This is a genomic window from Hyphomonas jannaschiana VP2 (genome assembly GCF_000685215.1).
Lineage (GTDB): Bacteria > Pseudomonadota > Alphaproteobacteria > Caulobacterales > Hyphomonadaceae > Hyphomonas > Hyphomonas jannaschiana.
Genome location: NZ_ARYJ01000006.1, coordinates 24,061 through 46,451, shown reverse-complemented (window position 1 = coordinate 46,451; position 22,391 = coordinate 24,061). Strand labels below are relative to the sequence as shown.

The following is a 22,391-nucleotide window of genomic DNA, read 5'->3' as shown; positions in this document are numbered from 1 at the left end:
TGCTGTTCCTGATTAGCTCCGGTCAATCGTGGGTTAATGTTCGGTTTGCTATGGAAGCTGTTCGTTGAGCTTTTTTGTTGTCCAGTGGTGGTAAGCAAATCAACCATATGTTGATTTTTCGCGTAATTTTCCTGGCTATCGCCGTCTGCCTCGGGGCCTCACAGGCCCTCGCCGAGGTGCGCAATGTGCGCGTGGTGGGCAATGGAGCGCCGACCCGAATCACAATCTGGACCGATACGGCCCAGGATCCGCGTGCCTATATGGTGGAAGGGGCCGCCGGCCGCTCTGTTGTCCTGCCTCTGCGCGGACCGGCGAGCGAGCGTTCCGGAACCGGCATGGGCGGTGTGCCGGAATGGGCCGTTACCGGCTCGGAACTGCGTTTCAATCTCGATCGGCCCCTGATGGTGACGCGGGTCCTGACCCTGCCGCCCACAGGCACAGCCACTGAACACCGGGTGATCATTGACCTCGATACGGTGTCTGAGGCCCGTTTTGCCAGCGTTGCCCGGCGCGACATGCGCCAGCTGGCCCGGGCCCTGACAGCGCGCAACGAGGCTGGTCAGCGCCAGGAAGTCGCGGCGCTGAAGCCGGGTGTCGCCCAAAAGAAATATGTGATCGTTGTCGATGCAGGGCATGGCGGGAAAGACCCGGGCGCGCTTGCCGTTACGGGCAAGAAGGAAAAGGACATCACGCTTGCCGCCGCCTTGCAGCTGAAAGAGCTGCTTGAGGCGGACCCGCGCTATGAAGTTCGCCTGACGCGCGAAACCGATACATTCATCGAACTGGAAGACCGCGTTACGCTTGCCCGGAACTGGGGGGCGAACCTGTTCATTTCGTTGCACGCTGATGCGGCCGGACGGGACAGCGTATCCGGCGCATCGGTCTATACGATTTCGGCGCGGGGTGAATCCCGCATCGACAAGGAAGCCAGTAAAAATGACTGGGAAATCCCCCTTGAGGACGGCACCGCCCAGTCCATCACCGGCATCCTCAAAGATCTGGTGAAGCGTGAGACCAAGACGCATTCTGCCGAGTTCGCCGAACTCCTCCTGCCGGAGCTGCAGCAGGCCGGCCCCGTTCTGCGGGACACACACAAGAATGCGGGTTTCTATGTGCTGCTCGCACCCGACGTGCCGGCAGTCCTTCTGGAGCTGGGCTTCCTGACCAACCGGGACGATGCCAACCGGCTGCAATCCCGATCCGGCCGGCAAAAATCGATGGCTGCGGTGAAGCGCGGTATCGACCGCTTCTTCATTCAGCAGGAAAAGTTGCTGGCAGACCGTTCCGGCTGATGTTTCGGGGAAATTCGCTTGCCGGGCCGGGAATGAACTGAGACACTTTCATGATGAGACGAACCGGGGCCGTTTCCGCATTCCTGCTGTCGCTGAGCTGCGCGGCCTGCGCGTCCTATCCGGGCTTCGGGGCTCACGGCTTTTACATTGATTCCGCCTATGCACCACCGAAAGATGCCGAGGCGCTGGGGGACTATCTTGTCGCGCGGTATGCGGCGATGACGAATGATCCGCGGGAGGCTGCCAGCCGCTATGCTGCCTCGATCGATACGGCGCCGGAATCGACGGGTATTGCAGAGCGTGCCGTCTTCTCGGCGCTCGTGTCCGGGAACTATCAGCAGGCCGTGAACCTGGCGAAGAAGGCCCATGGTGCCGGCAATTTCGGCACACTGGTCCGCCTGACCCTTGGCATCGAGGCGATGACCGAAGGCAAGGATGCCGTATCGGCCGCCTATCTCACGGAGGATGGTTTCGGTCCGTTCAACCGGACGGTCGCGCGCGGCATCTCGGCATGGCGGATTCTGGAGCATGACGGGCCTGAAGCCGCTGAGGGGTACCTGCAGCAGACACTGACCGGCGACCCCCGCCTCGATAGTGCCACCCTCTACATGATGGGCCTGATTCAGCTGGCGGCGCAGAGCGACGCGGATGCGCTGGAGACGTTCGAGACGCTCTGGAATTCCGGCGCCCGTCTGGCCATTGGCCTCGATGCGCATGCGCGGCTGCTGGCTGCGAACGGGGACAGGGCGCGCGCGCTGCAACTGTTGAAAACATTTCAGGAAGAGGTCGGTGAGAACGCACCGCTCGAGACGCTGCGCCGCGAGATCCAGGCGGGCAGGGACATTGAGGTTCCGCGCCTCAGCCCCCGGCAGGGCGCGGCGCTGGCGGTTTACATCCCGGCGGCGGCTCTGATCACCCGGACGGACGACGATGTGGCGTCGGTCTATTTCGTGCTCGCGCTGGCCCTCGATCCGGACCTGCATGAGGCCCGGACCCTGTGGGCGCAGTCGCTGGAGAAGGCGGGCCGCGAGGTCGAGTCCATCTCCATTCTTTCCCGCATCCCTGATACGTCGCCTTATTATGCGCCGGCACGCGGGCAGATCGCCTGGGCCTTGTTGCGGCTTGGCCGCGAGCAGGAGGCGCTGCAGGTTGCCCGGCAGGCGCTGGACCAGACGCATGACCGGGGGCTGCAGATACAGCTGGCCGAAATCTACCGGGCGATGGCGGCATATGAGGACGCCGACAGGCTGTTGTCCGAGATCATCCGGGTCGATGCCCTGAAAGGGCGGACTGACTGGCGCCTTATGTTCTCGCGCGGTGCGACCCGCGAGGCGCTGGACGACTGGGAAGGCGCGGAGGCAGATCTGAAGCTGGCACTACAGCTTCAGCCGAACAGCCCGCTGGTGATGAACTATCTGGGCTATGCCTATGTCGACCGGGGGATTCATCTGGAGGAGGGGCTGGACCTGATCCGGACAGCGCTGACCCATGACCCCGATTCCGGTTTCATCACCGACAGTCTCGGCTGGGCCTATTACCGCCTCGGCCGGTATGAGCTGGCTGTCTACTTCCTTGAAAAGGCAGTGGAATTGGAGCCCGGAGACCCCACGCTGAACGATCATCTGGGCGACGCCTACTGGCGCAGCGGGCGGAAGCTGGAGGCGAAATATCAGTGGGAGCGGTCGCTGAAGCTGGAGCCGGCCGAGCAGCAGCGCGCGCGGATCGAGGTGAAGCTGCTGAAGGGACCGGATGAGCCAGCTGTCGTACAGGCAGAATCCGACCAGCCCCTGCCACACCGGCCTTAAACCCAATGAAAACAGATAGCTACAGCGCGCTGGCCCCGGCCAAGGTGAACCTGTTCCTGCATGTCGGGCCGGTGCAGGCGAACGGCCGCCACAAGCTCGACTCGCTCGTCATGTTCGCCGGAGAGGAGGCCGCAGACCGCCTCGACGTCATGATCAGCGACGACCTGTCCATGACCATAACCGGACCAGGCATGACCAATCCGGACTATATCGGACCTATCCATGACAATCTCGTGCTTCGCGCGGCGAGAGCCCTGCAAGCCGAGACGGGCACCACGAAGGGCGCCGCCTTCACCCTGGACAAACACCTCCCCATCGCCGCCGGCATCGGAGGCGGCTCCGCCGACGCCGCCGCCGCGCTGCGCCTGCTGACAGACCTGTGGGGCACAGACCCGGCTGCCGCCCGCAAGGTCGCGCCGGAGCTTGGCGGCGACGTCCCGGTCGCGCTGCAGGGGCATGCTGCGCTGATGCAGGGCGAGGGCGAGCGGGTCCGCCGCGCGCCGGGCCTGCCGCGTGTGCCGGCCCTGCTGGTCAATCCGAACCTTGCCTGCCCGACAGGGCCCATCTTCCGCGCTTATGACGAAGCAGGCGGCGGGGCGGCCTTCCGCGAGTTCGGCGCCGTACCGCCATTCGAGCGGGTCTGGGACCTCGTCCACTGGCTGCGCGAACAGCGCAACGACCTTCAGGCCCCGGCCATCGCCGCCGTGCCGGAGATTGCCGGCGTGCTGGACACACTTCAGGCATTGCCAGACGCGCAGCTCACCCGCATGAGCGGATCGGGGGCGACCTGTTTCGCCCTGTTCGAAACCGGAGACGCCGCCCGGCGCGCCGAAGCGCAGCTCAGCGCCGCACGGCCGGACTGGTGGATCCGCGCGACCATGCTGGGGGATGCCGTTTGAGTTGGGAAGCAATCACCTTCATCCGCTTCATGGGGCCGGTCCTGTTGTCGGCGGCCCTCTGCGGCATGATGTTCCTGATACGGATTGACGATGCGCCGGATGGCGGGCGCAAGACGCAGGCCGCGCCGGTGCCAAGCTCTGGCGGTGTCGCGATCCTCATTACGCTGGGCCTCTCGGCCTGGCTGGCCGGGGAGGCGAATTTGATCTCCCAATACTGGACGCGCAACGGCACGCAGAGCGTGCTGGCCCTGGCCCTCGCGGCGGGCGCCATCGGCTTTGTGGACGACAAATGGGGCATGAATGCCTGGCTGAAACTCGTCCTCACCGGCACACTGGCCATCACCTTCGCCGTGCTGGACCCCGGCCTGCGCCTTGCCAGCCTGCCATTGCCGCTGGTCATGGCGGGCGTTGCGTTCTGGCTGATGGTCACCATGAATGGCGTGAACTTCATGGACGGGTCCAACGGCCTCGCCATGGGCTCGTCCGCCATCATGCTGCTCGGCGCGGCGGGCATTCTTGGGCAGGTGCCGCGCGCCGAAGACTGGGTGGGCCCGGCGCCAGATCTTGCCTTCCTCTGCATCACCGGCGCGCTCGCCATTCTGGGTTTCCTCGCATGGAACCTGCCGGGCAAGCTTTATGCCGGGGATTCCGGCGCCTTCGGTATCGGGGCTTTCTTTGGCGGCGCGGGCATCATCGTCGGCGTCGTCTCGACCATCTGGACCGCCGCGATCCTGTTCCTGCCGTTCCTTGTGGATGTGGTGCTGACCGTCCTGTGGCGCGCGAAGAACGGCCAGTCCGTCATGACGGCCCACCGCGACCACGCCTACCAGCTGTTCCTGCGCAGCGGCTGGAAACACATCCCCGTCGCCGTCCTCTGGTGGGTGTTCAGCTGGGCCTGCGCGCTGGCCGCGATGAACGTGCCGGATGGGCTCGCCGTATTCGCCTTCTTCGGGCTGACGATTGTGGGGAGTGGGTTGTGGGTGCTGCAGCGTATGACGCTTGGGCGGAAGCTGGCGGCGGAAGGTTTTAGGAGATGTCGTAGGGTGGGTTGAGCGAAGCGATACCCACCAGACTGCACGCGCCCTAGAATCCGGATTGTGGATATCGACGGTGCCTCAACCCACCCTACGGCTTTCTAGGCTGCGACGTGAAAGTCAGATCAGTAAAGGGCCGCCGTAGATGGCCGGTATTCACCTAGAGCGTTTACTGTATGGTGGCATCAGGCCTAGAAGGCGTGCGAAAGTCAATTGTGACGCTGAGTATCGGTTTCTAGGAGCCGAATTGCGATATCGAGGGCAATGGGAATTGATTCCTGCAAATCGCCGCGTCCTTTTCCCTCGTGCACATATGAACTTCTCAGCGCATATAGCTTATCAAATCGCTTTGCGTCTTCATCACCCAACAGGCTGCGAAGCTTTTTCATGTAGCCCTGCCTTATCGACGGTTTCTTTGCGTTTTCTAACGTGCGCATGAGCGTTTCCCTAACACCTCCACCAACATCAAACTCCGCAAGTGTACCGCATAGCTTTTCGACCGCTGAAATCTGCTCCGTGGACGCCGCAGCTTTACCACTTAGCGCTTCAACAGCAGTGATGAGTAGTATGAATTTTGCGTCTGCATGACCTACGAATTGCGCGTCATTTATCAGAGCCGCACAAGTAAGCTGCGATTGGTTCATTTGGTCCGAAATTGAATACCAATGCCGCATGCCAGTTTCCAAGGGCGCCAAGTCTGTCTCAACCACGACGCTGGCACTCATGCCCATGATAGCAGCATTTCCGTCTTCATAGATCATAAGACCCAGCACTTCCGACCGAAGCTCCAATTCAAATTGCTCCCGAATAATTTTGTGGATTTCCTCTCCGTACTGCAGAGTGCTCCGGCTAAATCCAACATCAACTCCTAAGCGTCCAACTGCTCCATACATTTGAATCGCATTCGCGAACCGTCGTCCGGCAGACGTCGCTGAATTCTCGTCGGGAAATCCACGACAGATAAAAGTATGGAAATTGCTATAGTTTGGCTTTGGCGCATCCGACCCTGGATTTGCTGCGTGTCCAGCCTTCAACTCTTGGCGCTCCACTTCGATCGGGGGCAGTCCGGGAACGCTCAACGTGGCGGGCAGCTCAGAGACCTTTACGCTTTTAGACAGCCGAGCTCTCAGCCGAAAAACATAGCACATCCGTGTGATCCTTGGCCTTTCGATTTGGGACGAATTTGGCTGATCCTTCGCTGATTTATCTCGCAGAATCAGATTTGACAAACTTTCAGTATGTCGGGATTGGTTCAATACACGACATCCGGCGGCTTTAGACTTCACGCCATCCTATCTTACCGAGCCTCCAAAGAGATCCCACCTGCCGCGAGGTGAGACTTCGCGCTCCGTTGCCTGCTGACCGGAAGCCGCGCAGAGTGGGGTCAGAAACCAGAGGCAAAAGAGGAAGCGCACAATGGACGACCTGAATACCGAGCTTTTCGACCTGACGATGTCAGAGAAAGCGAAGCCGCTTTTCGAGCGGGTGAAGAAGCACCTCGAAGAGAATGTCGCGCCCTGGCAGGAGGAGTTCGCGGCGCTCAACAAGGAAAAGGAAGACCGCTGGACCTGGCATCCGCGCCAGCTGGAGCTGCTGGAAGGCGCCAAGGCCAAGGCGCGTGAGGCGGGGCTGTGGAACTTCTTCCTGCCGGATGCCGAGACGGGCGAGGGCCTCAGCAATCTCGACTATGCCTATATCGCAGCCGAACTCGGCAAATATCCGCAGGGGTCGGAAACGCTGAACTGCTCGGCGCCGGACACGGGCAATATGGAAGTGCTGGAACGGGTCGGCACACCGGCGCAGAAGGAGAAATGGCTGGAGCCGCTGCTGAGAGGCGAGATCCGCTCCGCCTATGCGATGACCGAGCCGAATGTCGCCTCGTCTGACGCCAAGAACATCTCCACCACGGCCGTGCTGGATGGCGATGAATGGGTCATCAATGGCGAGAAATTCTACATCTCCGGCGCGGGCGATCCGCGCTGCAAGATCATGATCGTCATGGTCAAGACAGACCCGGATGCCGCGCCGTCGAAACAGCAATCCCAGATCCTCGTGCCGATGGACACGCCCGGCGTGGAAATCCTCGGCGGCATGGAAGTGATGGGCGAGGACCATGCCCCGCGCGGCCACATGCACCTGCGGTTCAACAATGTCCGTGTGCCGAAGGAGAATGTTCTGCTGGGCGTCGGGCGCGGCTTCGAGATTTCACAGGTGCGCCTCGGTCCCGGTCGTATCCACCACTGCATGCGCTCCATCGGCAAGGCCGAGATCGCGCTGGAGCTGATGATCAAGCGCGCCGGCACCCGCGAAGCCTTCGGCAAGCCGATCGCCAAGCTCGGCAAGAACCTCGAAGTGATCTCCCGCGCACGCATCGAGATCAATGCCATGCGGCTCGCCGTGCTACAGGCAGCCAAGGCGATGGACGTGCTCGGCAACAAGGAAGCGCGGGTCTATGTCAGCGCGGTGAAGGCGATGGTGCCGGAGAAGGTCTGCCTGATCATCGACCAGGCGATGCAGATGCACGGCGCGGCGGGCATGTCGCAATGGTTCCCGCTGGCCGGCATGTATGCCGACATGCGCCACCTGCGCTATGCCGACGGGCCGGACGAAGTGCACCACATGGTGGTCGGCCGCGCCGAAGTGCAAAAGCACGGTCTCTGGTAAGCGGAAGGGATCTCCGGCATGAGCGAACTTGTTATCTGGACATATGACTGGGTGCCGGAGATGCCCCGCGGCTTCGTGCGTGACATGCGGCTGCGGTGGGCATGCGAGGAGGCGGGGCTGGAGTATGATGTCCGGACCGTGCCGTTCGAAAACCGGGGGGCTGAGCATCTGGAGCGTCAGCCTTTCGGCCAGGTGCCGTTCCTGAGCGATGGCGACCTCAGGATTTTCGAGAGCGGTGCCGGCCTCCTGCATCTCGCCCGGAAGAGCGAAACGCTCATGCCGGGCGATGCGGCCGGACAGGCCGAAACACTGGAATGGGTGATTGCTGCGCTGAACTCGATCGAGATGGTGTCGGTGCCCTGGTGGTTCCTTCAGATGACTGGCGGAGATGAAGGCGGTCTGGCCGGGTGGCTGGAGGGCCGGCTTGGCCATGTCGAGCGCGTGCTGGGCGAGCGGGAATATCTGGCGGCCGGGCGTTTTACCGTGGCGGATTTGCTGATGGCGGATGTGCTGCGGGTGCCGAAGGTACGCGAATTCGGGGACCGGCCTGCAACGCAGGCCTATGTGGCGCGGATTACGAACCGGCCCGCCTTCCAGCGGGCGCACGCGGCGCAGATGGCGCATTTCGCGGCGGCGGATGCGGCGCGCGGCTAGCGGGTCAGTGAAACCGCTCATCTTTCGATGCCGGCGCCGTTTCGATGCGGGTGGCCTCGCCATCCGGGCCGATGATCCAGCCGGGATAGACTTCGGCGAATGTCCTGAACATGTCCGCCAGCGGAAGGTCCAGATGGCTACCGCGTTCGCGGACATATTCCATATGCCGCCGGCCGGACTGGTCGAAGGGGTGCATCAGCGCGCCCTCGACGGGGTCGAATTCCAGCGTCTTCACGCCGAACCGGTCGCACAGCTCCTTGTTGAACGCGGTCGACAGTTTCACCCAGCGGCCGTTCAGCCACAGCTCGCTATAGCCGTGCCAGGCGAAGAGGTCGGTGCCCATCGTCTCTGTCAGCTTCTCGCTGGTCAGGTGATTGCGCACATCGGCAAAGCCGAGCCGTGCCGGGAGGCCTGAGGCGCGGGCCAGTGCTGTCAGGACAATCGATTTCGGCACGCACCAGGTGGCCGTTTCGCTGAGGATGCTGCTCGCCCTGAACGCTTCGCGCTCCGTGGCGAGATTGTACGGATCATAGCGGAAACCATCCCGGACGGCGTAAAACAGGCGCTCGGCAATCTGCACGTCATCGGTTGCCTCATCGGTGATCTCAAGAGCTTTCGCGATGATCGCCGCATGATCGCTGTCGACGAAGTAGGTTGCCTTCAGCGCGTCTTCCTGTTCCGACATCATCCTCGCTCCGGTCTGCTGTGCCTTTGGTTTCGGCAGATGGTAGCGAAGAAGGGGCGCGCGTAAATTATGCCCTTGCGTCACCCCTGAGGGTCAGTTCGCGCCGGTGATTTCCTTCACCTTGTCCAGCGGCAGGGCTTCGACCCGGCGCGGTGACTGGGTGGAGACGTCGAACCCATCGACGGTCTCGGCCATGAACAGGGAGTTGTAGATCGCTTCCTCGGTCGCTTCGATTGTCGCCTGGAACAGGGGGGACATGTTGTCGTTCTCTGTCTGCGCGGCGGCCGGATCTGTCTGGCGGTAGGTCGAGAAGGCGACGACATAATCGCCGGACCCGTTGGTCATGGAGGCGCCGGTCCTGGCAAGGCCTGCGATGGCGCGCTTGGACAGGCGTTCCAGGTTGCGGGACGAAAGCGGAGCATCCGTCGCGATGACGATCATGATCGATCCGTCGGCCTTGTCGGAAGCGACCTCATCCTTGAGGTAATACTGGCCAAGCCGCTCTCCGACCGGCGCGCCGTCCACCTGGAGGATACCGCCGAAATTGCTCTGCACAAGGACGCCGATCGTATGGCCGCCAAGGTTTTCAGGCAGATGCCGGGAACTGGATCCGATGCCGCCTTTCCAGCCAAACGCGATGGTGCCGGTCCCGGCACCGACCGCGCCTTCCTGAACCGGCCCGGTTGAAGCGGATGTGATGGCCTCCCGGATCATGTCCGGTGTCAGCACGCGTTTGCGGATATTGTTCAGCCCACTGTCATTGGTTTCCCCGACAACGGCATTCACCGAACGCACGCGCTCATTCCCGGGCTGGTCCAGCGTCCAGTCGATAATTGCCGACATAGCCCGGTCGACCGACAAAGTATTCGTCAGCACGATCGGCGTTTCGATCTCGCCAAGTTCGGCAATCTGCGAGATGCCGGCCAGCTTGCCATATCCGTTGCCGACAAAGACGGCGGCCGGGACAGGGGACTGATAAAGATTGCCGTCATGCGGCAGGATGGCCGTTGCGCCGGTGCGGATGTCGTTGCCTTCAATCAGGGTCACATGGCCGACGCGCACGCCGGCGACATCCGTGATGTCGTTCTTCTCGCCGGTCGGCAGGACCCCGGGCGCGATGCCGAGTTCCCGCGCGCGGACGCGGTCCGTGTCTGGTTCTGCCTGCATGGGCGAACAGGTCCCCTGGGCTATGAGAAGCAGGATCAGGGCCGACAGCGGTTTTACACCTGTTGCAAATTTCACCTGCATCTCCGTTGTTTCATGGCCGCCGGTCTGGCGCCGGGGCCGCCTGTTGCAGGCGGCCAGTGAAACCTCAGAGTATCGGGCGTACGTCCGGTTCGTCCAGTGCCGGACGGTTGCTGCAAACTGTCGTGATTGCAGGTTAGTAAGCGCGGCTGACGCAGAAGTCGGCGAGGTCGATCAGGGCGTCGCGATAGGGCGAGTCCGGCAGCTGGCGCAGGGCGCCCTTGGCCATGCCGGCATAGGCTTCGGCTTCCTGAACAGTCGCCTCGGCGGCGCCGGTGGCGCGGATCAGGTGCACGGCGTGGGCGAGGTCTGCGTCTTCCTGCGTGTCCGGGTTCATGGCCCGGTCCCAGAAGGCGCGGTCTTCGTCAGAGCCGCGGCGCTTGGCGATGATCACCGGCAGGGTGATCTTGCACTCACGGAAATCGTCGCCGACCGATTTGCCGATCACAGAGGTCGTGCCGCCATAGTCCAGCACATCGTCGATGATCTGGAAGGCGAGGCCGAGATTCTTGCCATAGGTCGCAAAGGCATGGGCGAACTTGTCGCCGCCGGCAGACATGGCGCCGGATTCGGCAGCGGCCTCGAACAGGGCGCCGGTTTTTGCCTCGACAATGGCGAGGTATTCCTCGGTCGGCAGGTCGCGCGCATTCATGGCGGCCAGCTGGCGCACTTCGCCTTCGGCAATCGTGGTGGAGGCCGTGGCCAGCTTGTCCAGGATTTCCAGGCTGCGCGTCTCGACCAGAAGGTTGAAGGCGCGCGCGAACAGGAAGTCACCCACCAGGATGGAGGCGCTGTTGCCCCAGATCGCTTTGGCGGCGGGCTTGCCGCGGCGCAGGTCGCTCTCGTCGACGACATCATCGTGCAGCAGCGTGGCTGTGTGGATGAACTCCACAGCAGCGGCCAGGACGTGCGTGGCGTTATTGGGTTTTCCGACAGCGTGCGCGGCCATCAGCGTCAGCATCGGGCGCAGGCGTTTGCCGCCGGCCGAAACGATGTAACCCGAAAGATCCGGAATAACGGCAACAGGGCTGGCTGCGCGGTCAGCGAGGATTTTTTCGACTTCGGCAAGGTCAGCGGCCACGAGTGCCTGCATACGGTCCACCACCGAGCCGGAGGCAGCCTTGCCTTTCGGTTTGGGGGACAGGGTCAAGCGGAGCACTCCGGAATTTTCACAGACAGGTGCAATTAGGCTTAAGCGAGCGGCGAGGCAAGAACGACGTGGCACCGGGCCGCAGCCATATCTGCACAAATCGGCGTGATCATGTAAGTGCTGGCCGAAGGGCAGGCTTGCAGGTTAGATTGGCGGCATGAAGCGTCTCCTGATGTGTTCCGCGATCGTGTTGGTGGCAGCCTGCGCCAGTACGCCCGCCTACGGCCCCGCCGCGAAATCCGGCGCCATGGGCTATGAGTCCCTGCAGATCGAGAACAACCGGTTCCGCGTGTCCTACACCGATACCGACGCCGCAAAGGCCCGTGACAGGGCCCTCCTGCGTGCGGCGGAGATCACAATGGAGCGGGGCGCGGAGTGGTTTGAGGTGACCAGTTCCTACTCATCCGACGAATCAGTGGGCGACCGCGCGCCGCGATCCTCCGTCACGATTGGCGGCTCGAGCGGTTCCTATGGCCGTTCCAGCGTCGGTGTGGGCGTCGGGATCGGCTTTCCCATCGGGGGCAGCAGCGGCGGCAAGGTCACCGAAGTGCTGGAGATCCTGATCGGATCCGGCGAAAAACCTGACCGCCCCAATGTCTATGACGCCCGGTCTGTGGACATCAACCTCCGGGGCGCGGCCACCTCCTGATGGAAGAAGTCTTCCGTACCAACGACCTGATAAAGCTGAGCTATGTGGAGCATTTGCTACAGGAAGCGGGCATCGATTATTTCGTGGCCGACCAGCATATCTCCGCCGTCGAAGGCAATATCGGAGCCTTCCCGCGCCGCGTCATGGTGAAGGAAGCCGTGAAAGAGCACGCGCTGGCGGCGCTGGCCGGGGTCGAGAAGGGATGACGACCGAAGACACGGTCTATCAGGGCCGGGTGCATCTGGTTCAGCCGGAGCGGGGCTTCCGGGCAGGTACGGATTCGCTGCTGCTGGCGGCAGCGGTTGCGTGCCGGCCGGGCGGGGAGGCGCTGGAAATCGGCTGCGGCTGCGGCGGGGCGCTGCTGCCTGCGGCCTGGCGTATGGACGACGTCCGCCTGACCGGGCTGGACCTCGACATGACTATGGCGGACCTGGCCCGCACCGGCGCAGACCGTAACGGATTTGCCGGACGGGTGAGCGTGGAGACGGGCGAAGCCTCCGATTGGGTCCGCGATCATGAGAACCGCTTCGACCTCGTCTTCGCCAATCCGCCCTATTTTGAGCCGGGCCGCATCTCGGCCCCCGGTGAGGGCAAGACGGACGCCTATATCGAGACGCTGGACCTGGCCGGCTGGATCAAGGCGATGGCCTTCGCCGCCAAACCTCGTGCCCCCATCGTGATGATCCACCGCGCGGCAGAACTCGCCCGGATCCTCACCACTTTCGACCGGCAGACCGGGGAAATCACCGTCCTGCCCATCGCGTCGAAACCGGGCGAGGAGGCGCGCCGGGTATTGGTGCGCGGCAGAAAGGGCCTGAAGCGCGGGCCGGTGCGCCTGCTGGCGCCGCTGGTGACCCATCAGCCGGACGGGACGGCCAGCCCGGCGCTCGAGGCCGTCCGCCGGGGCGAGCCAATCGACTGGTAGGGCCTTGTTCTGACTTGTGCTATCCTCGCCTGACCCCATCTCTGTCTGGAGGGGGCAGGAAGGAACCCTGATATGTTCGGCGTCTTGTTCTGGATTTTCATGATTGTCGGCCTGATCGTTGCCGCACTGGGCTTCTCCAGCATGTACCGGCGGCGGGACGACCGCGACGGGCGCTACTGAGGAGACAGGTCCCGTGTTTGCTGTCCTGTTCTGGCTGTTTCTCCTGTCCGGCATATTCGTCGCCATGATGGGCCATTCCGGCTTCTACCGCCTCGTGACCGGCCGTGATGGCGGCAGCATGGACCATCCCGACTCGCGCGGGTGCCTCTGAGCGCACGCCTGCGCTTGCGCCCTGGCTCCGGCGAGGCTAGTCCGGCAGGGAATTTTCCAACGGAACAGAGCCATGTCCGCACCGAAGGCCGAAGCGAAACCGAAATCCTTTCAGGATCTGATCCTGACGCTCCAGAATTACTGGGCGGAGCAGGGCTGCGCCGTGCTGCAACCGTATGACATGGAAGTCGGGGCGGGGACGCTGCATCCGGCCACCGTGCTGCGCGCGCTCGGGCCGAAGAACTGGCGGGCCGCTTACGTCCAGCCGTCGCGCCGCCCGAAGGATGCGCGCTATGGCGAGAACCCGAACCGGCTTGGCCACTACTACCAGTTCCAGGTGATCCTGAAGCCGAACCCGGACAATCTGCAGGACCTCTACCTCACCAGCCTCTACAAGATCGGCATCGACCCGACCGTTCACGACATCCGCTTTGTCGAAGACGACTGGGAAAACCCGACTGTCGGCGCCTGGGGCCTCGGCTGGGAAGTCTGGTGCGATGGAATGGAAGTCAGCCAGTACACTTACTTCCAGCAGGTCGGCGGCCTCGACGTGCGCCCGGTTTCCGGAGAGCTGACCTATGGCCTCGAACGCCTCGCCATGTATGTGTTCGGCGTCGATAATGTCTATGACCTGCCGTACAATGATCCGGACTCGGACGTTCCGCTGACCTATGGCGATGTCTTCCTTGAGAATGAGCGCCAGCAGTCGGCCTTCAATTTCGAATTCTCCGATGTCGAAATGCTGAAGCGCTGGTTTGCCGATTGCGAGAACCAGTCGAATGCCCTGCGCGCCGCCGGCAAGCCGCTGCCAGCTTATGACTATGCGCTGAAAGCTTCGCACACCTTCAACCTGATCGACGCGCGCGGCGCGATCAGCCCGACCGAGCGGCAGGCCTATATCGGCCGCGTCCGCGACCTTGCCCGCGGCGCCGCCGAACAATGGGCCGAGCAGGAAGACGCGCGGGCCGGGGGATGAGGGCAGCGGTCCTCTTCGCGGCACTGGCCTTGCTCGCAGCATGCGGCGGGGAACGTGTTGCGGAAGACGGCCCACCGCCTCTCTACAAATACACGGCACTGAAAGAGGCTGTCACGGATGCCCGGCAAACGCTGCCCGTGTTCTGGAAAGCCTATGAGTCCGGTAATCCGGCCTATTCCGATTTCGCGCTGAATGTGACGACAGGCTCTGACCGGTACACGGAAGAACATGTCTGGCTGACGGACATCCGGCATGTCGATGGCGAACACTATGCCGGCGTCATTCCGGAAGATCATGAGATCCGCGATGGCCTGGCCCCCGGCGACATGATCGCCTTCCTGCCGGAACAGGTCGCCGACTGGCGGTTCCGGGAAGACGGGAAATTCCGTGGCGCTTACACGACGCGGGCCATGATGAATTTGGCGCCGGATGCCAATATCGATAATATCCGCGCCATGTTCCACGACTCGCCGGTGCCCTGAGCCCCCGCGGGCGTATAATGGCGGAGGCTGAACATGTCCGGAGATGCTGAAATCGGCGGGCGCGAGCCCATCGCGGTCGAGGTCGAAGAAGGCAAGATGTATTGGTGGTGTGCCTGCGGCCGGTCGAAGACCCAGCCATTCTGTGATGGCAGCCACAAGGGCACGGAATTCGTTCCGCAGGGCTGGGAAGCGCCAAAAACCGGCAAGGTCTTCTTCTGCGCCTGCAAGCGCACCGGCAAGAGCCCGCTTTGCGACGGCAGCCATAGCAAGCTTTGACTTGGTCTGATCCGGCCATCGGGGTAACCTCTCCTCCGTGGGAGGAATTCAGATGTTCCGGACGATCTGCCTGCTGTTGATTTCGGTCTGTCTGTCTCTGGCAGCTGCGGCGCAAACCAATCGTGCCTTCATTGTCGGGGTTGGTGAGTATGCCGAGCTGACCGACCTGCAGAAGACGGTGGGCGATGCGACCGGCTATTCCAGCGTTTTCGCTGACGATCTGGATTTTGACGTCACGCCGCTTATCAACCCGGATACGGACACGTTTCTGGAAGCGTTTGACGCCTTTCTTCAGACGATTGAACCGGGTGACCGGGTGGCCTTCATCTTCTCGGGGCATGGATGGTCGGATGGCGGTCAGAACTATCTCGCTTTATCGGATGCGCCCTATCACAGCTCGCTGCTGGGACTGCGCAAGCGGACGATCTCCCTGAGCGAGGAAATTCTGGACGAAATCCGTGCCCGGCAGCCGGAAATGGTGTTCGCGGTGATCGACGCCTGCCGGGACAATCCGTTCGACACCGGCACACGCAGCATGACCAAGGGCATGGCGCGCACGGGCATCACCTCCGATACTTTGGTTGTCTATGCTGCCGGCGCGAACCAGATGGCGCTCGACCGGCTCGGCCCCGAAGACGATGCGCCGTATTCGGTCTTCACGCGCAGCCTGTTGCCGAAACTGAAGGATCCGAACTTTCCGCTGTCATTCGCTGTCGGGGAAGCCAGTGAGGAAGTGGCCGAACTTGCCGCAAGTGTGGAGCACACGCAGAAGCCGGCGGTTTATTCCGATGTGGACCCGCGCTTCTGCTTTTCCGGAGATTGCCAGTTCGGTGAAATGGATCAGGAAGAGAAGGACTGGATCTACATTTCCAGCGCCGGTTATGTGCAGATGGACGTCTGCTCCAAATATAGCGAACATCTTGAGAAATACCCGGACGGCAAGTTTGCTGCGGTTGCCGAGCGCAATCTGTCCAATCCGCCCTGCGCGATGGCGCGCCTGAAGCTCAAATCCGCTTCCTGGTATGCCGACCTTCAGGGCCATACCGATGAGATCTATGGCCTCGACTACAGCCCGAGCGGCCGGTTCCTGGCCAGCGCGTCGGCGGACAAGACGGCGCGGATCTGGGTGGTGGGCATGTCTCCGTCAGAGTTTGGGGAGCTTTCCGTGCTGGAGGGCCACACCGAGCCGCTCCTGTCGGTCCAGTTCAGCCCGGACGAAGAATATGTTGTCACAGCGTCTCAGGACGACACCGCCCGTATCTGGCGGGCGACAGGTGGAGAGCCTGTCCGGATCCTGCGCGGCCATACGGGCGATGTCTCCTTCGCGGATTTCAGCCCGGATGGCGAACGTGTGGTCACCGCCTCCTATGACGGCACCGTCAGGGTGTGGGAGGTCGCGACCGGTGAAGAGGCCTTCCGGATCGAGACGCATTCCTCGGCTGTACGCTCCGTTCACTACAGCCCGCTTGGCAACCGGCTGCTGACCGCGTCGAATGACGGCACGGTTCGGCTGTTCAATTCCAGTAATGGTGAACTGGTGCGCACGATCGAGTCCGGCCCTGTTCCGGCGACCTATGCGGAGTCCGATGCCACGGCTGACCGGGTGCTGGTTGCCTCCGCCGACGGGACGGCGCGCATCTGGAGCGCTACAGGCGACCCGATTGAGCTTGAAGGCCATGACGGCCCGCTCTGGAATGCCGCATTCAGCCCGGATGGCGAAATGGTGGTCACCAGCGCGGATGACTTGTCCGCCCGGCTGTGGGACGCGCGGAACGGCGCGATGCTGGCGAAAATCCAGGACCTTGGTGCCTTCGGGGCGAACTGGGCGGTGTTCTCACCGGACGGGCAAATGGTCGCCGCGGCCATGAAGGGGGCGCATCTCCAATTGTGGAAGCTGACCTTCGAGACGGAGTTCGCGCCGGAGGAACCTGCCGATCCGGCGCCTTGATTCCTGATCCAACTACAGACCTGCCGCTTGACCCGTGTGCGGGCGCCTGTAAGCCGTGGCGGTCTTTATCTTTCCTGACCAATGCAGGGCATTATGGCTGAGCTGCTTCTAGAACTCTTTTCCGAGGAAATTCCTGCGCGCATGCAGGCAAAGGCCGAGGCCGACCTGCGCGATGCCATGGAGAAGGCCCTGAAAGAGGCCGGTCTTAAATGGAAGCTGCTGGCCGCCTGTTCCGGCCCGCGCCGCCTGACCGTATCGATCACCGGCCTCAGCGAGCGGTCGGCCGATGTGAAGGAAGAGCGCAAGGGTCCGAAGGTCGGCGCGCCGGACAAGGCGGTCGAAGGCTTCCTGCGCGGCGCCGGGCTCAGCGACATCAGCCAGGCCGAAGTGCGCTCCGATCCGAAGAAGGGCGATTTCTATGTCGCCGTGATCGAGACGCCGGGCCGCGACGCGAAGGACATCATCGCTGAGGCTGTGCCGGCGATCATCCGTAGTTTCCACTGGCCGAAATCGATGCGCTGGGGCACGGGAGACCTGCGCTGGGTGCGCCCGCTGCAGCGGATCACCTGCGTGCTGGAGGGTGCGGTCGTTCCGTTCGACGTGGACGGCATTGCCAGCGGCAATCAGGTGGAAGGCCACCGCGTGCATGGCCGCGGGCCGTATACCGTGACCGGCTGGGAGGATTATTCCAAACAGCTGGAAGGCGCCGGCCATGTGAAGCTGACGCGGGCCGACCGCCGGGACGTGATCCTCAAGGGCATTCAGGAGGTCTGCAAGAAGGCCGGCCTCGAATGGATCGAGGATCAGGGCCTGCTGGAAGAAGTGACGGGCCTTGCCGAATGGCCGGTCGTCGTGCTGGGCGACATGGACCCGGACTTCCTGAGCCTGCCGCCGGAAGTGATCCAGCTGTCCATGCGGACGCACCAGAAATACTTCGCCGTGAACGACGCCAGGACCGGCAAGCTCGCGCCGCACTTCATCGTGGTGGCGAACATCGACGCGGCCGATGGCGGCAAGAAGCTGGCCGAGGGCAATTCCCGCGTCCTCTCCGCCCGCCTCGACGATGCCCGCTTCTTCTGGGATCTCGACAAGGCGAAGCCGCTGGACGAGATGGCGGAAAAGCTGTCGACCATCGCCTTCAAGGCAGAGCTCGGCTCGCTGGGCGACAAGGTGGAGCGGGTCGCCGCGCTGGCGAAGGAACTGGCCCCGAAAGTGGGCGCCGATCCGGACCTCGCCGAACGCGCCGCGCGCCTCGCCAAGGCGGACCTTGTGTCGGAAATGGTCGGCGAGTTCCCGGAACTGCAGGGCGTGATGGGCCGCTACTACGCGCTGGAAGCGGGTGAGCCCGCGGCCGTCGCCGACGCCATCCGCGACCACTACAAGCCGCAGGGGCCGAGCGACAATGTGCCGACCGACCCGGTGGGGATCGCCGTCGCCCTCGCGGACAAGTTCGACACACTGGTCGGCTTCTGGGCCATCGATGAGAAACCGACCGGCTCGAAAGACCCGTTTGCGCTGCGCCGCGCGGCGCTGGGCGTGGTTCGGATTGTGTTGGAAAACGGAGTCCGGCTGCCGCTGACGGATGTGTTCCAGAAGTCTCTTGAGACCAATACGAAGCACTTCTGGCAGTTCGGCAATCTGTACTGGGTCAGCCCACTCACTCGCGGCGACTATGACGTGCCCCATGAAGGCCTTAGCAGCGGACCGGGATACCAGGTATCTGAATTCACGACCGTTCAGCACCTCGGCGAATGGCAGGCGGAATGTGGCCATCCCGGAGAGCTTGTCGTTGTCGACGGTATCTGGTCTGGAAACGGCGTCCTTCCTGAAACCCGCAAAAAGGAATTCGATGCGCACCTGAAGTTTCGGCTCGCGAACATTTGCGGTGTGACGCCTGACCTTATTTCCTTCCTGGCCGACCGCCTGAAACAGTACCTCCGAGATCAAGGCCAACGCCACGACCTGATCGATGCCGTGTTTGCCCTCGGCGAAGACGATCTCGTGCTGATCACCAAGCGCGTCGAAGCGCTCGGCGCCTTCCTCGGCACCGAAGACGGGGCCAACCTGCTGGCGGGCTATAAGCGCGCCGCGAACATCCTGAAGGCCGAGGAGAAGAAAGGCGCGCTGCCGGAGACTCTGGAAGTCGACGGCGCGCTGATCGATGCCGGGGCGGATCAGGAGATTGCGCTTCACCAGACGCTGGGCCAGGTACGCCATGACATCGAAGAGCCCCTCAAGAATGAGGACTTCGCCGCTGTGATGACCGAGCTCGCCAAGCTGCGCGGGCCGGTCGATGCCTTCTTCGAACATGTCATGGTCAATGATGAGGACCAGAAAGTGCGGGCGAATCGCCTGGCGCTGCTCGCCGACATCCGCGACACGCTGCATCGCGTGGCCGATTTCTCTCAGATTGAAGGCTGATCCCGGCGGCACGGCGTGTCGCTTCGGAACAGATTTTCCCCGTGTGACGCCGGGCTGTGCGGTTTGATACAGCTATGTGACGTAAAACAACGTTGTCAGGGCATAAGCGACCTTTCAGCCGCTGGCCATTGGCGTTGCGATGCAGCATAGGTCTTGCAATCCCCTCGCGCGCGAGCGGGCATGTAGAGACGCGCGCAGACAATTGAAGAGGACACCATGGGTGAAGCAGCACTGAAGCACGCGGAAGAGACCTGGGTTTATGCATTCGGCGGAGGCACTGCCGATGGCGACGCTTCCATGAAAAACCTGCTGGGCGGCAAGGGGGCAAACCTCGCCGAAATGGCCAAGCTGGGCCTGCCGGTGCCGCCGGGCTTTACCATCTCCACCGCTGTCTGCACCGCCTATTACGAGCTGGAACGGGAATATCCCGCGACGCTGGCCCCGCAGGTGGACCAGGCGCTGGCCGATCTGGAGAAGAAGTCCGGCAAGGGCTTCGGTGATCCGGAAAACCCGCTGCTGGTCTCCGTGCGCTCGGGCGCGCGCGCCTCGATGCCGGGCATGATGGACACGGTGCTGAACCTCGGCCTCAACGAAGCCGCCGCGGCCGGCCTCGCCAAGAAGGCCGGTGAGCGCTTCGCCTATGACAGCTATCGCCGCTTCATCCAGATGTATTCCAACGTCGTGCTGGGCATCAGCCATGACGAGTTCGAGCACCTGCTCGACGAGTACAAGGACCGCCAGGGCATCGACCTGGACACCGACATGAGCGCCGATGACTGGAAGAAGATCATCGTGCTCTACAAGGAAGCCGTCGAGAAAGAGCTGGGCAAGCCGTTCCCGGAAGACCCGAAAGAACAGCTGTGGGGCGCCATTTCGGCTGTCTTCGGTTCGTGGATGAACGACCGCGCGATCACCTATCGCAAGCTGAACGACATCCCGGCCGAATGGGGCACGGCGGTGAACGTACAGGCCATGGTGTTCGGCAATCTCGGCGAAACCTCCGCCACGGGCGTTGCCTTCACGCGTGACCCGTCGAATGGCGATCCGATCTTCTATGGCGAATACCTGATCAATGCGCAGGGCGAGGACGTGGTGGCGGGCATCCGCACACCGGCCCCGATCTCGCGTGAGCGGGCCGACACGCTGGGCTCCGAAGATGCCCCGCTGGAAGAGGCCATGCCGGAAGTCTACGCCCAGCTGCGCGACGTCGCGAACACGCTGGAGCGCCATTACAAAGACATGCAGGACCTCGAATTCACGGTCGAGGACGGCCATCTCTACATGCTGCAGACGCGGAGCGGGAAACGCACTGCTGCCGCTGCGCTCAAGATCGCCGTGGACATGGCCCGCGAAGGCCTGATCACCGAGAATGAAGCCGTGCTGCGCCTGATGCCGGCACAGCTGGACCAGCTGCTGCACCCGACCATTTCCGAAGATGCGGCGCGCGACGTGTTGGTCGTTGGCCTGCCGGCGAGCCCCGGCGCAGCAGTCGGCAAGGTTGTGTTCGACTCCGACGAGGCCTTCCAGTGGGCGGAGAAAGGCGAAGACGTCATTCTCGTCCGTATCGAGACGAGCCCGGAAGACATCAAGGGCATGCACGCGGCACGCGGCATCGTCACCGCCCGTGGCGGCATGACCAGCCACGCCGCCGTTGTGGCCCGCGGCATGGGGCGGCCCTGCGTCTGCGGTGCCGGTGGCCTGCAGGTCGACGGCAAGGCGGGCGTGTTCCGTGTCATGGGCCGGGAAGTGAAAAAAGGCGACGTCATCACCGTGGACGGTGCAACCGGCCAGGTCATGCTGGGCGCAGTCGATATGGTCCAGCCGGACCTCTCGGGTGACTTCGGTACGCTGATGGCCTGGGCCGATGCGGCCCGCCGCCTGAAAGTGCGCGCCAATGCGGAAACGCCGCTCGACACGCAAACGGCTGTCGAGTTCGGCGCAGAAGGCATCGGTCTTTGCCGTACAGAGCATATGTTCTTCGATGAAGAGCGTATTCCGGAAGTGCGGGCGATGATCCTGTCGAACGATGTGGCAGGCCGCCGGGCATCCCTCGACAAGCTGCTGCCGATGCAGCGCGGCGATTTCGAGGAGATCTTCCGTATTCTGGAAGACCGCCCGGCAACGATCCGCCTGCTCGACCCGCCGCTGCACGAATTCCTTCCGCACACCGATGAGGATATGGAAGACGTTGCCAAGGCGTCCGGTGTCAGCGTCGAAGAGCTGAAGCGCCGCGCCTCGGATCTGCATGAGAGCAATCCGATGCTGGGGCACCGCGGTTGCCGTCTGGGCATTACGTACCCGGAAATCTATGAAATGCAGGCCCGCGCCATCTTCGAGGCCGCTGTGAACATCGCCAATGAAACGGGCCGCAAGCCTGTGCCGGAAGTGATGATCCCGCTGGTCGCGACGCACCGCGAGCTGCAGATCCTGAAAGACGTCGTGGATACGCAGGCCAAGGCCGTGTTCGCCGAAACCGGCGTCACGCTGGACTATCTCGTCGGCACGATGATCGAACTGCCGCGCGCCGCCCTGCGCGCCGGGGATATTGCCCAGTCGGCCGCGTTCTTCTCGTTCGGCACGAACGACCTGACGCAGACCACGCTGGGCATCTCGCGCGACGATGCCGGCCGCTTCCTGAAAGTCTATGAGGACAAGGGAATCTACGAAAAAGACCCCTTCGTGACCCTGGACCAGGAAGGCGTTGGCGAGCTGGTGAAAACGGCCGCGGAGCGGGGCCGGAACACCCGTCCGGGCATCAAGCTGGGCATCTGCGGCGAACACGGCGGCGACCCCGCTTCCGTGGCGTTCTGCCACCGGACCGGCCTCGATTATGTGTCCTGTTCGCCCTACCGGGTGCCGATCGCGCGTCTCGCCGCGGCACATGCTGCGCTCTCAGAATCGGACAGCTGACAGTTTCGGTCCCGAATCAATTGCAGGCGGCTGTGGTAATCGTGCC

At 62.9% G+C, this 22,391-nt stretch carries 20 protein-coding genes; 16 read left to right on the top strand and 4 right to left on the bottom strand.

The window, feature by feature from the left end:
- Positions 1 to 107: 107 nt before the first annotated feature.
- The 4 genes from HJA_RS10585 to HJA_RS10570 are packed head-to-tail and all read left to right on the top strand — an operon-like array spanning position 108 to position 5,048.
- Positions 108 to 1,292, top strand: a complete 1,185-nt coding sequence (locus HJA_RS10585) for an N-acetylmuramoyl-L-alanine amidase family protein (protein ID WP_051597582.1) — start codon at positions 108 to 110, stop codon at positions 1,290 to 1,292.
- A gap of 50 nt (positions 1,293 to 1,342) precedes the next feature.
- Entirely contained in the window at positions 1,343 to 3,097 is a 1,755-nt protein-coding gene (locus tag HJA_RS10580) for a tetratricopeptide repeat protein (RefSeq protein WP_051597581.1), read from the top strand.
- 5 nt (positions 3,098 to 3,102) lie between these two features.
- Complete coding sequence (locus tag HJA_RS10575) at positions 3,103 to 3,996, top strand: 4-(cytidine 5'-diphospho)-2-C-methyl-D-erythritol kinase (protein WP_035581956.1); 894 nt, start codon at positions 3,103 to 3,105, stop codon at positions 3,994 to 3,996.
- Positions 3,993 to 5,048: a glycosyltransferase family 4 protein gene (locus HJA_RS10570; RefSeq protein WP_155839929.1), complete on the top strand. Its 1,056-nt coding sequence runs from the start codon at positions 3,993 to 3,995 to the stop codon at positions 5,046 to 5,048. Before HJA_RS10575 ends, HJA_RS10570 begins: the two co-directional genes overlap by 4 nt.
- Positions 5,049 to 5,239: 191 nt before the next feature.
- On the opposite strand, the gene HJA_RS10565 is transcribed toward HJA_RS10570, so the two are convergent.
- The gene (locus HJA_RS10565; protein WP_155839928.1) at positions 5,240 to 6,064 is read right to left on the bottom strand and encodes a hypothetical protein; all 825 of its coding nucleotides are present in this window, start codon (positions 6,062 to 6,064) and stop codon (positions 5,240 to 5,242) included.
- 382 nt (positions 6,065 to 6,446) lie between these two features.
- Here HJA_RS10565 and HJA_RS10560 point away from each other — a divergent pair, with 382 nt between their 5' ends.
- Positions 6,447 to 7,694: an acyl-CoA dehydrogenase family protein gene (locus HJA_RS10560; RefSeq protein ID WP_051597580.1), complete on the top strand. Its 1,248-nt coding sequence runs from the start codon at positions 6,447 to 6,449 to the stop codon at positions 7,692 to 7,694.
- Between the two features lie 18 nt (positions 7,695 to 7,712).
- Positions 7,713 to 8,348 carry a glutathione S-transferase family protein gene (locus HJA_RS10555; RefSeq protein ID WP_035581951.1) on the top strand — a complete coding sequence of 212 codons (636 nt, stop codon included), beginning with the start codon at positions 7,713 to 7,715 and terminating at the stop codon, positions 8,346 to 8,348.
- A gap of 4 nt (positions 8,349 to 8,352) precedes the next feature.
- Here HJA_RS10555 and HJA_RS10550 read toward each other — a convergent pair whose 3' ends face one another.
- From HJA_RS10550 to HJA_RS10540, 3 genes are all read right to left on the bottom strand, one after another.
- Positions 8,353 to 9,036, bottom strand: a complete 684-nt coding sequence (locus HJA_RS10550) for a transglutaminase-like domain-containing protein (protein ID WP_206741712.1) — start codon at positions 9,034 to 9,036, stop codon at positions 8,353 to 8,355.
- A 90-nt stretch (positions 9,037 to 9,126) separates the two neighbouring features.
- Positions 9,127 to 10,200: a P1 family peptidase gene (locus tag HJA_RS10545; RefSeq protein ID WP_035582301.1), complete on the bottom strand. Its 1,074-nt coding sequence runs from the start codon at positions 10,198 to 10,200 to the stop codon at positions 9,127 to 9,129.
- A gap of 214 nt (positions 10,201 to 10,414) precedes the next feature.
- On the bottom strand, positions 10,415 to 11,371 hold the full coding sequence (locus HJA_RS10540; RefSeq protein ID WP_199285800.1) for a polyprenyl synthetase family protein: 957 nt from the start codon (positions 11,369 to 11,371) through the stop codon (positions 10,415 to 10,417).
- A 214-nt stretch (positions 11,372 to 11,585) separates the two neighbouring features.
- On the opposite strand from HJA_RS10540, the gene HJA_RS10535 reads away from it, so the two are divergent.
- The 10 genes from HJA_RS10535 to ppdK all read left to right on the top strand — a co-directional run bounded on the left by HJA_RS10535 (position 11,586) and on the right by ppdK (position 22,345).
- Entirely contained in the window at positions 11,586 to 12,077 is a 492-nt protein-coding gene (locus HJA_RS10535; RefSeq protein ID WP_035581949.1) for a CC0125/CC1285 family lipoprotein, read from the top strand.
- Positions 12,077 to 12,283, top strand: coding sequence for a putative signal transducing protein (locus HJA_RS10530; RefSeq protein WP_035581947.1), 207 nt, complete (start codon positions 12,077 to 12,079; stop codon positions 12,281 to 12,283). Before HJA_RS10535 ends, HJA_RS10530 begins: the two co-directional genes overlap by 1 nt.
- The gene (locus HJA_RS10525; RefSeq protein ID WP_035581945.1) at positions 12,280 to 13,002 is read left to right on the top strand and encodes a tRNA1(Val) (adenine(37)-N6)-methyltransferase; all 723 of its coding nucleotides are present in this window, start codon (positions 12,280 to 12,282) and stop codon (positions 13,000 to 13,002) included. The genes HJA_RS10530 and HJA_RS10525 overlap by 4 nt, the downstream gene beginning before the upstream one ends.
- 193 nt (positions 13,003 to 13,195) lie before the next feature.
- Complete coding sequence (locus HJA_RS18570) at positions 13,196 to 13,333, top strand: hypothetical protein (RefSeq protein WP_155839927.1); 138 nt, start codon at positions 13,196 to 13,198, stop codon at positions 13,331 to 13,333.
- Between the two features lie 72 nt (positions 13,334 to 13,405).
- On the top strand, positions 13,406 to 14,308 hold the full coding sequence (locus HJA_RS10520; protein ID WP_035581943.1) for a glycine--tRNA ligase subunit alpha: 903 nt from the start codon (positions 13,406 to 13,408) through the stop codon (positions 14,306 to 14,308).
- Entirely contained in the window at positions 14,305 to 14,790 is a 486-nt protein-coding gene (locus tag HJA_RS10515; RefSeq protein WP_035581939.1) for a DUF2314 domain-containing protein, read from the top strand. Before HJA_RS10520 ends, HJA_RS10515 begins: the two co-directional genes overlap by 4 nt.
- A gap of 33 nt (positions 14,791 to 14,823) precedes the next feature.
- Complete coding sequence (locus tag HJA_RS10510; protein ID WP_035581934.1) at positions 14,824 to 15,066, top strand: CDGSH iron-sulfur domain-containing protein; 243 nt, start codon at positions 14,824 to 14,826, stop codon at positions 15,064 to 15,066.
- A gap of 52 nt (positions 15,067 to 15,118) precedes the next feature.
- On the top strand, positions 15,119 to 17,014 hold the full coding sequence (locus HJA_RS10505; RefSeq protein ID WP_035581932.1) for a caspase family protein: 1,896 nt from the start codon (positions 15,119 to 15,121) through the stop codon (positions 17,012 to 17,014).
- A 93-nt stretch (positions 17,015 to 17,107) separates the two neighbouring features.
- The gene (glyS, locus tag HJA_RS10500; protein WP_035581930.1) at positions 17,108 to 19,435 is read left to right on the top strand and encodes a glycine--tRNA ligase subunit beta; all 2,328 of its coding nucleotides are present in this window, start codon (positions 17,108 to 17,110) and stop codon (positions 19,433 to 19,435) included.
- A 216-nt stretch (positions 19,436 to 19,651) separates the two neighbouring features.
- On the top strand, positions 19,652 to 22,345 hold the full coding sequence (ppdK, locus tag HJA_RS10495; RefSeq protein WP_035581928.1) for a pyruvate, phosphate dikinase: 2,694 nt from the start codon (positions 19,652 to 19,654) through the stop codon (positions 22,343 to 22,345).
- Positions 22,346 to 22,391: the final 46 nt, after the last annotated feature.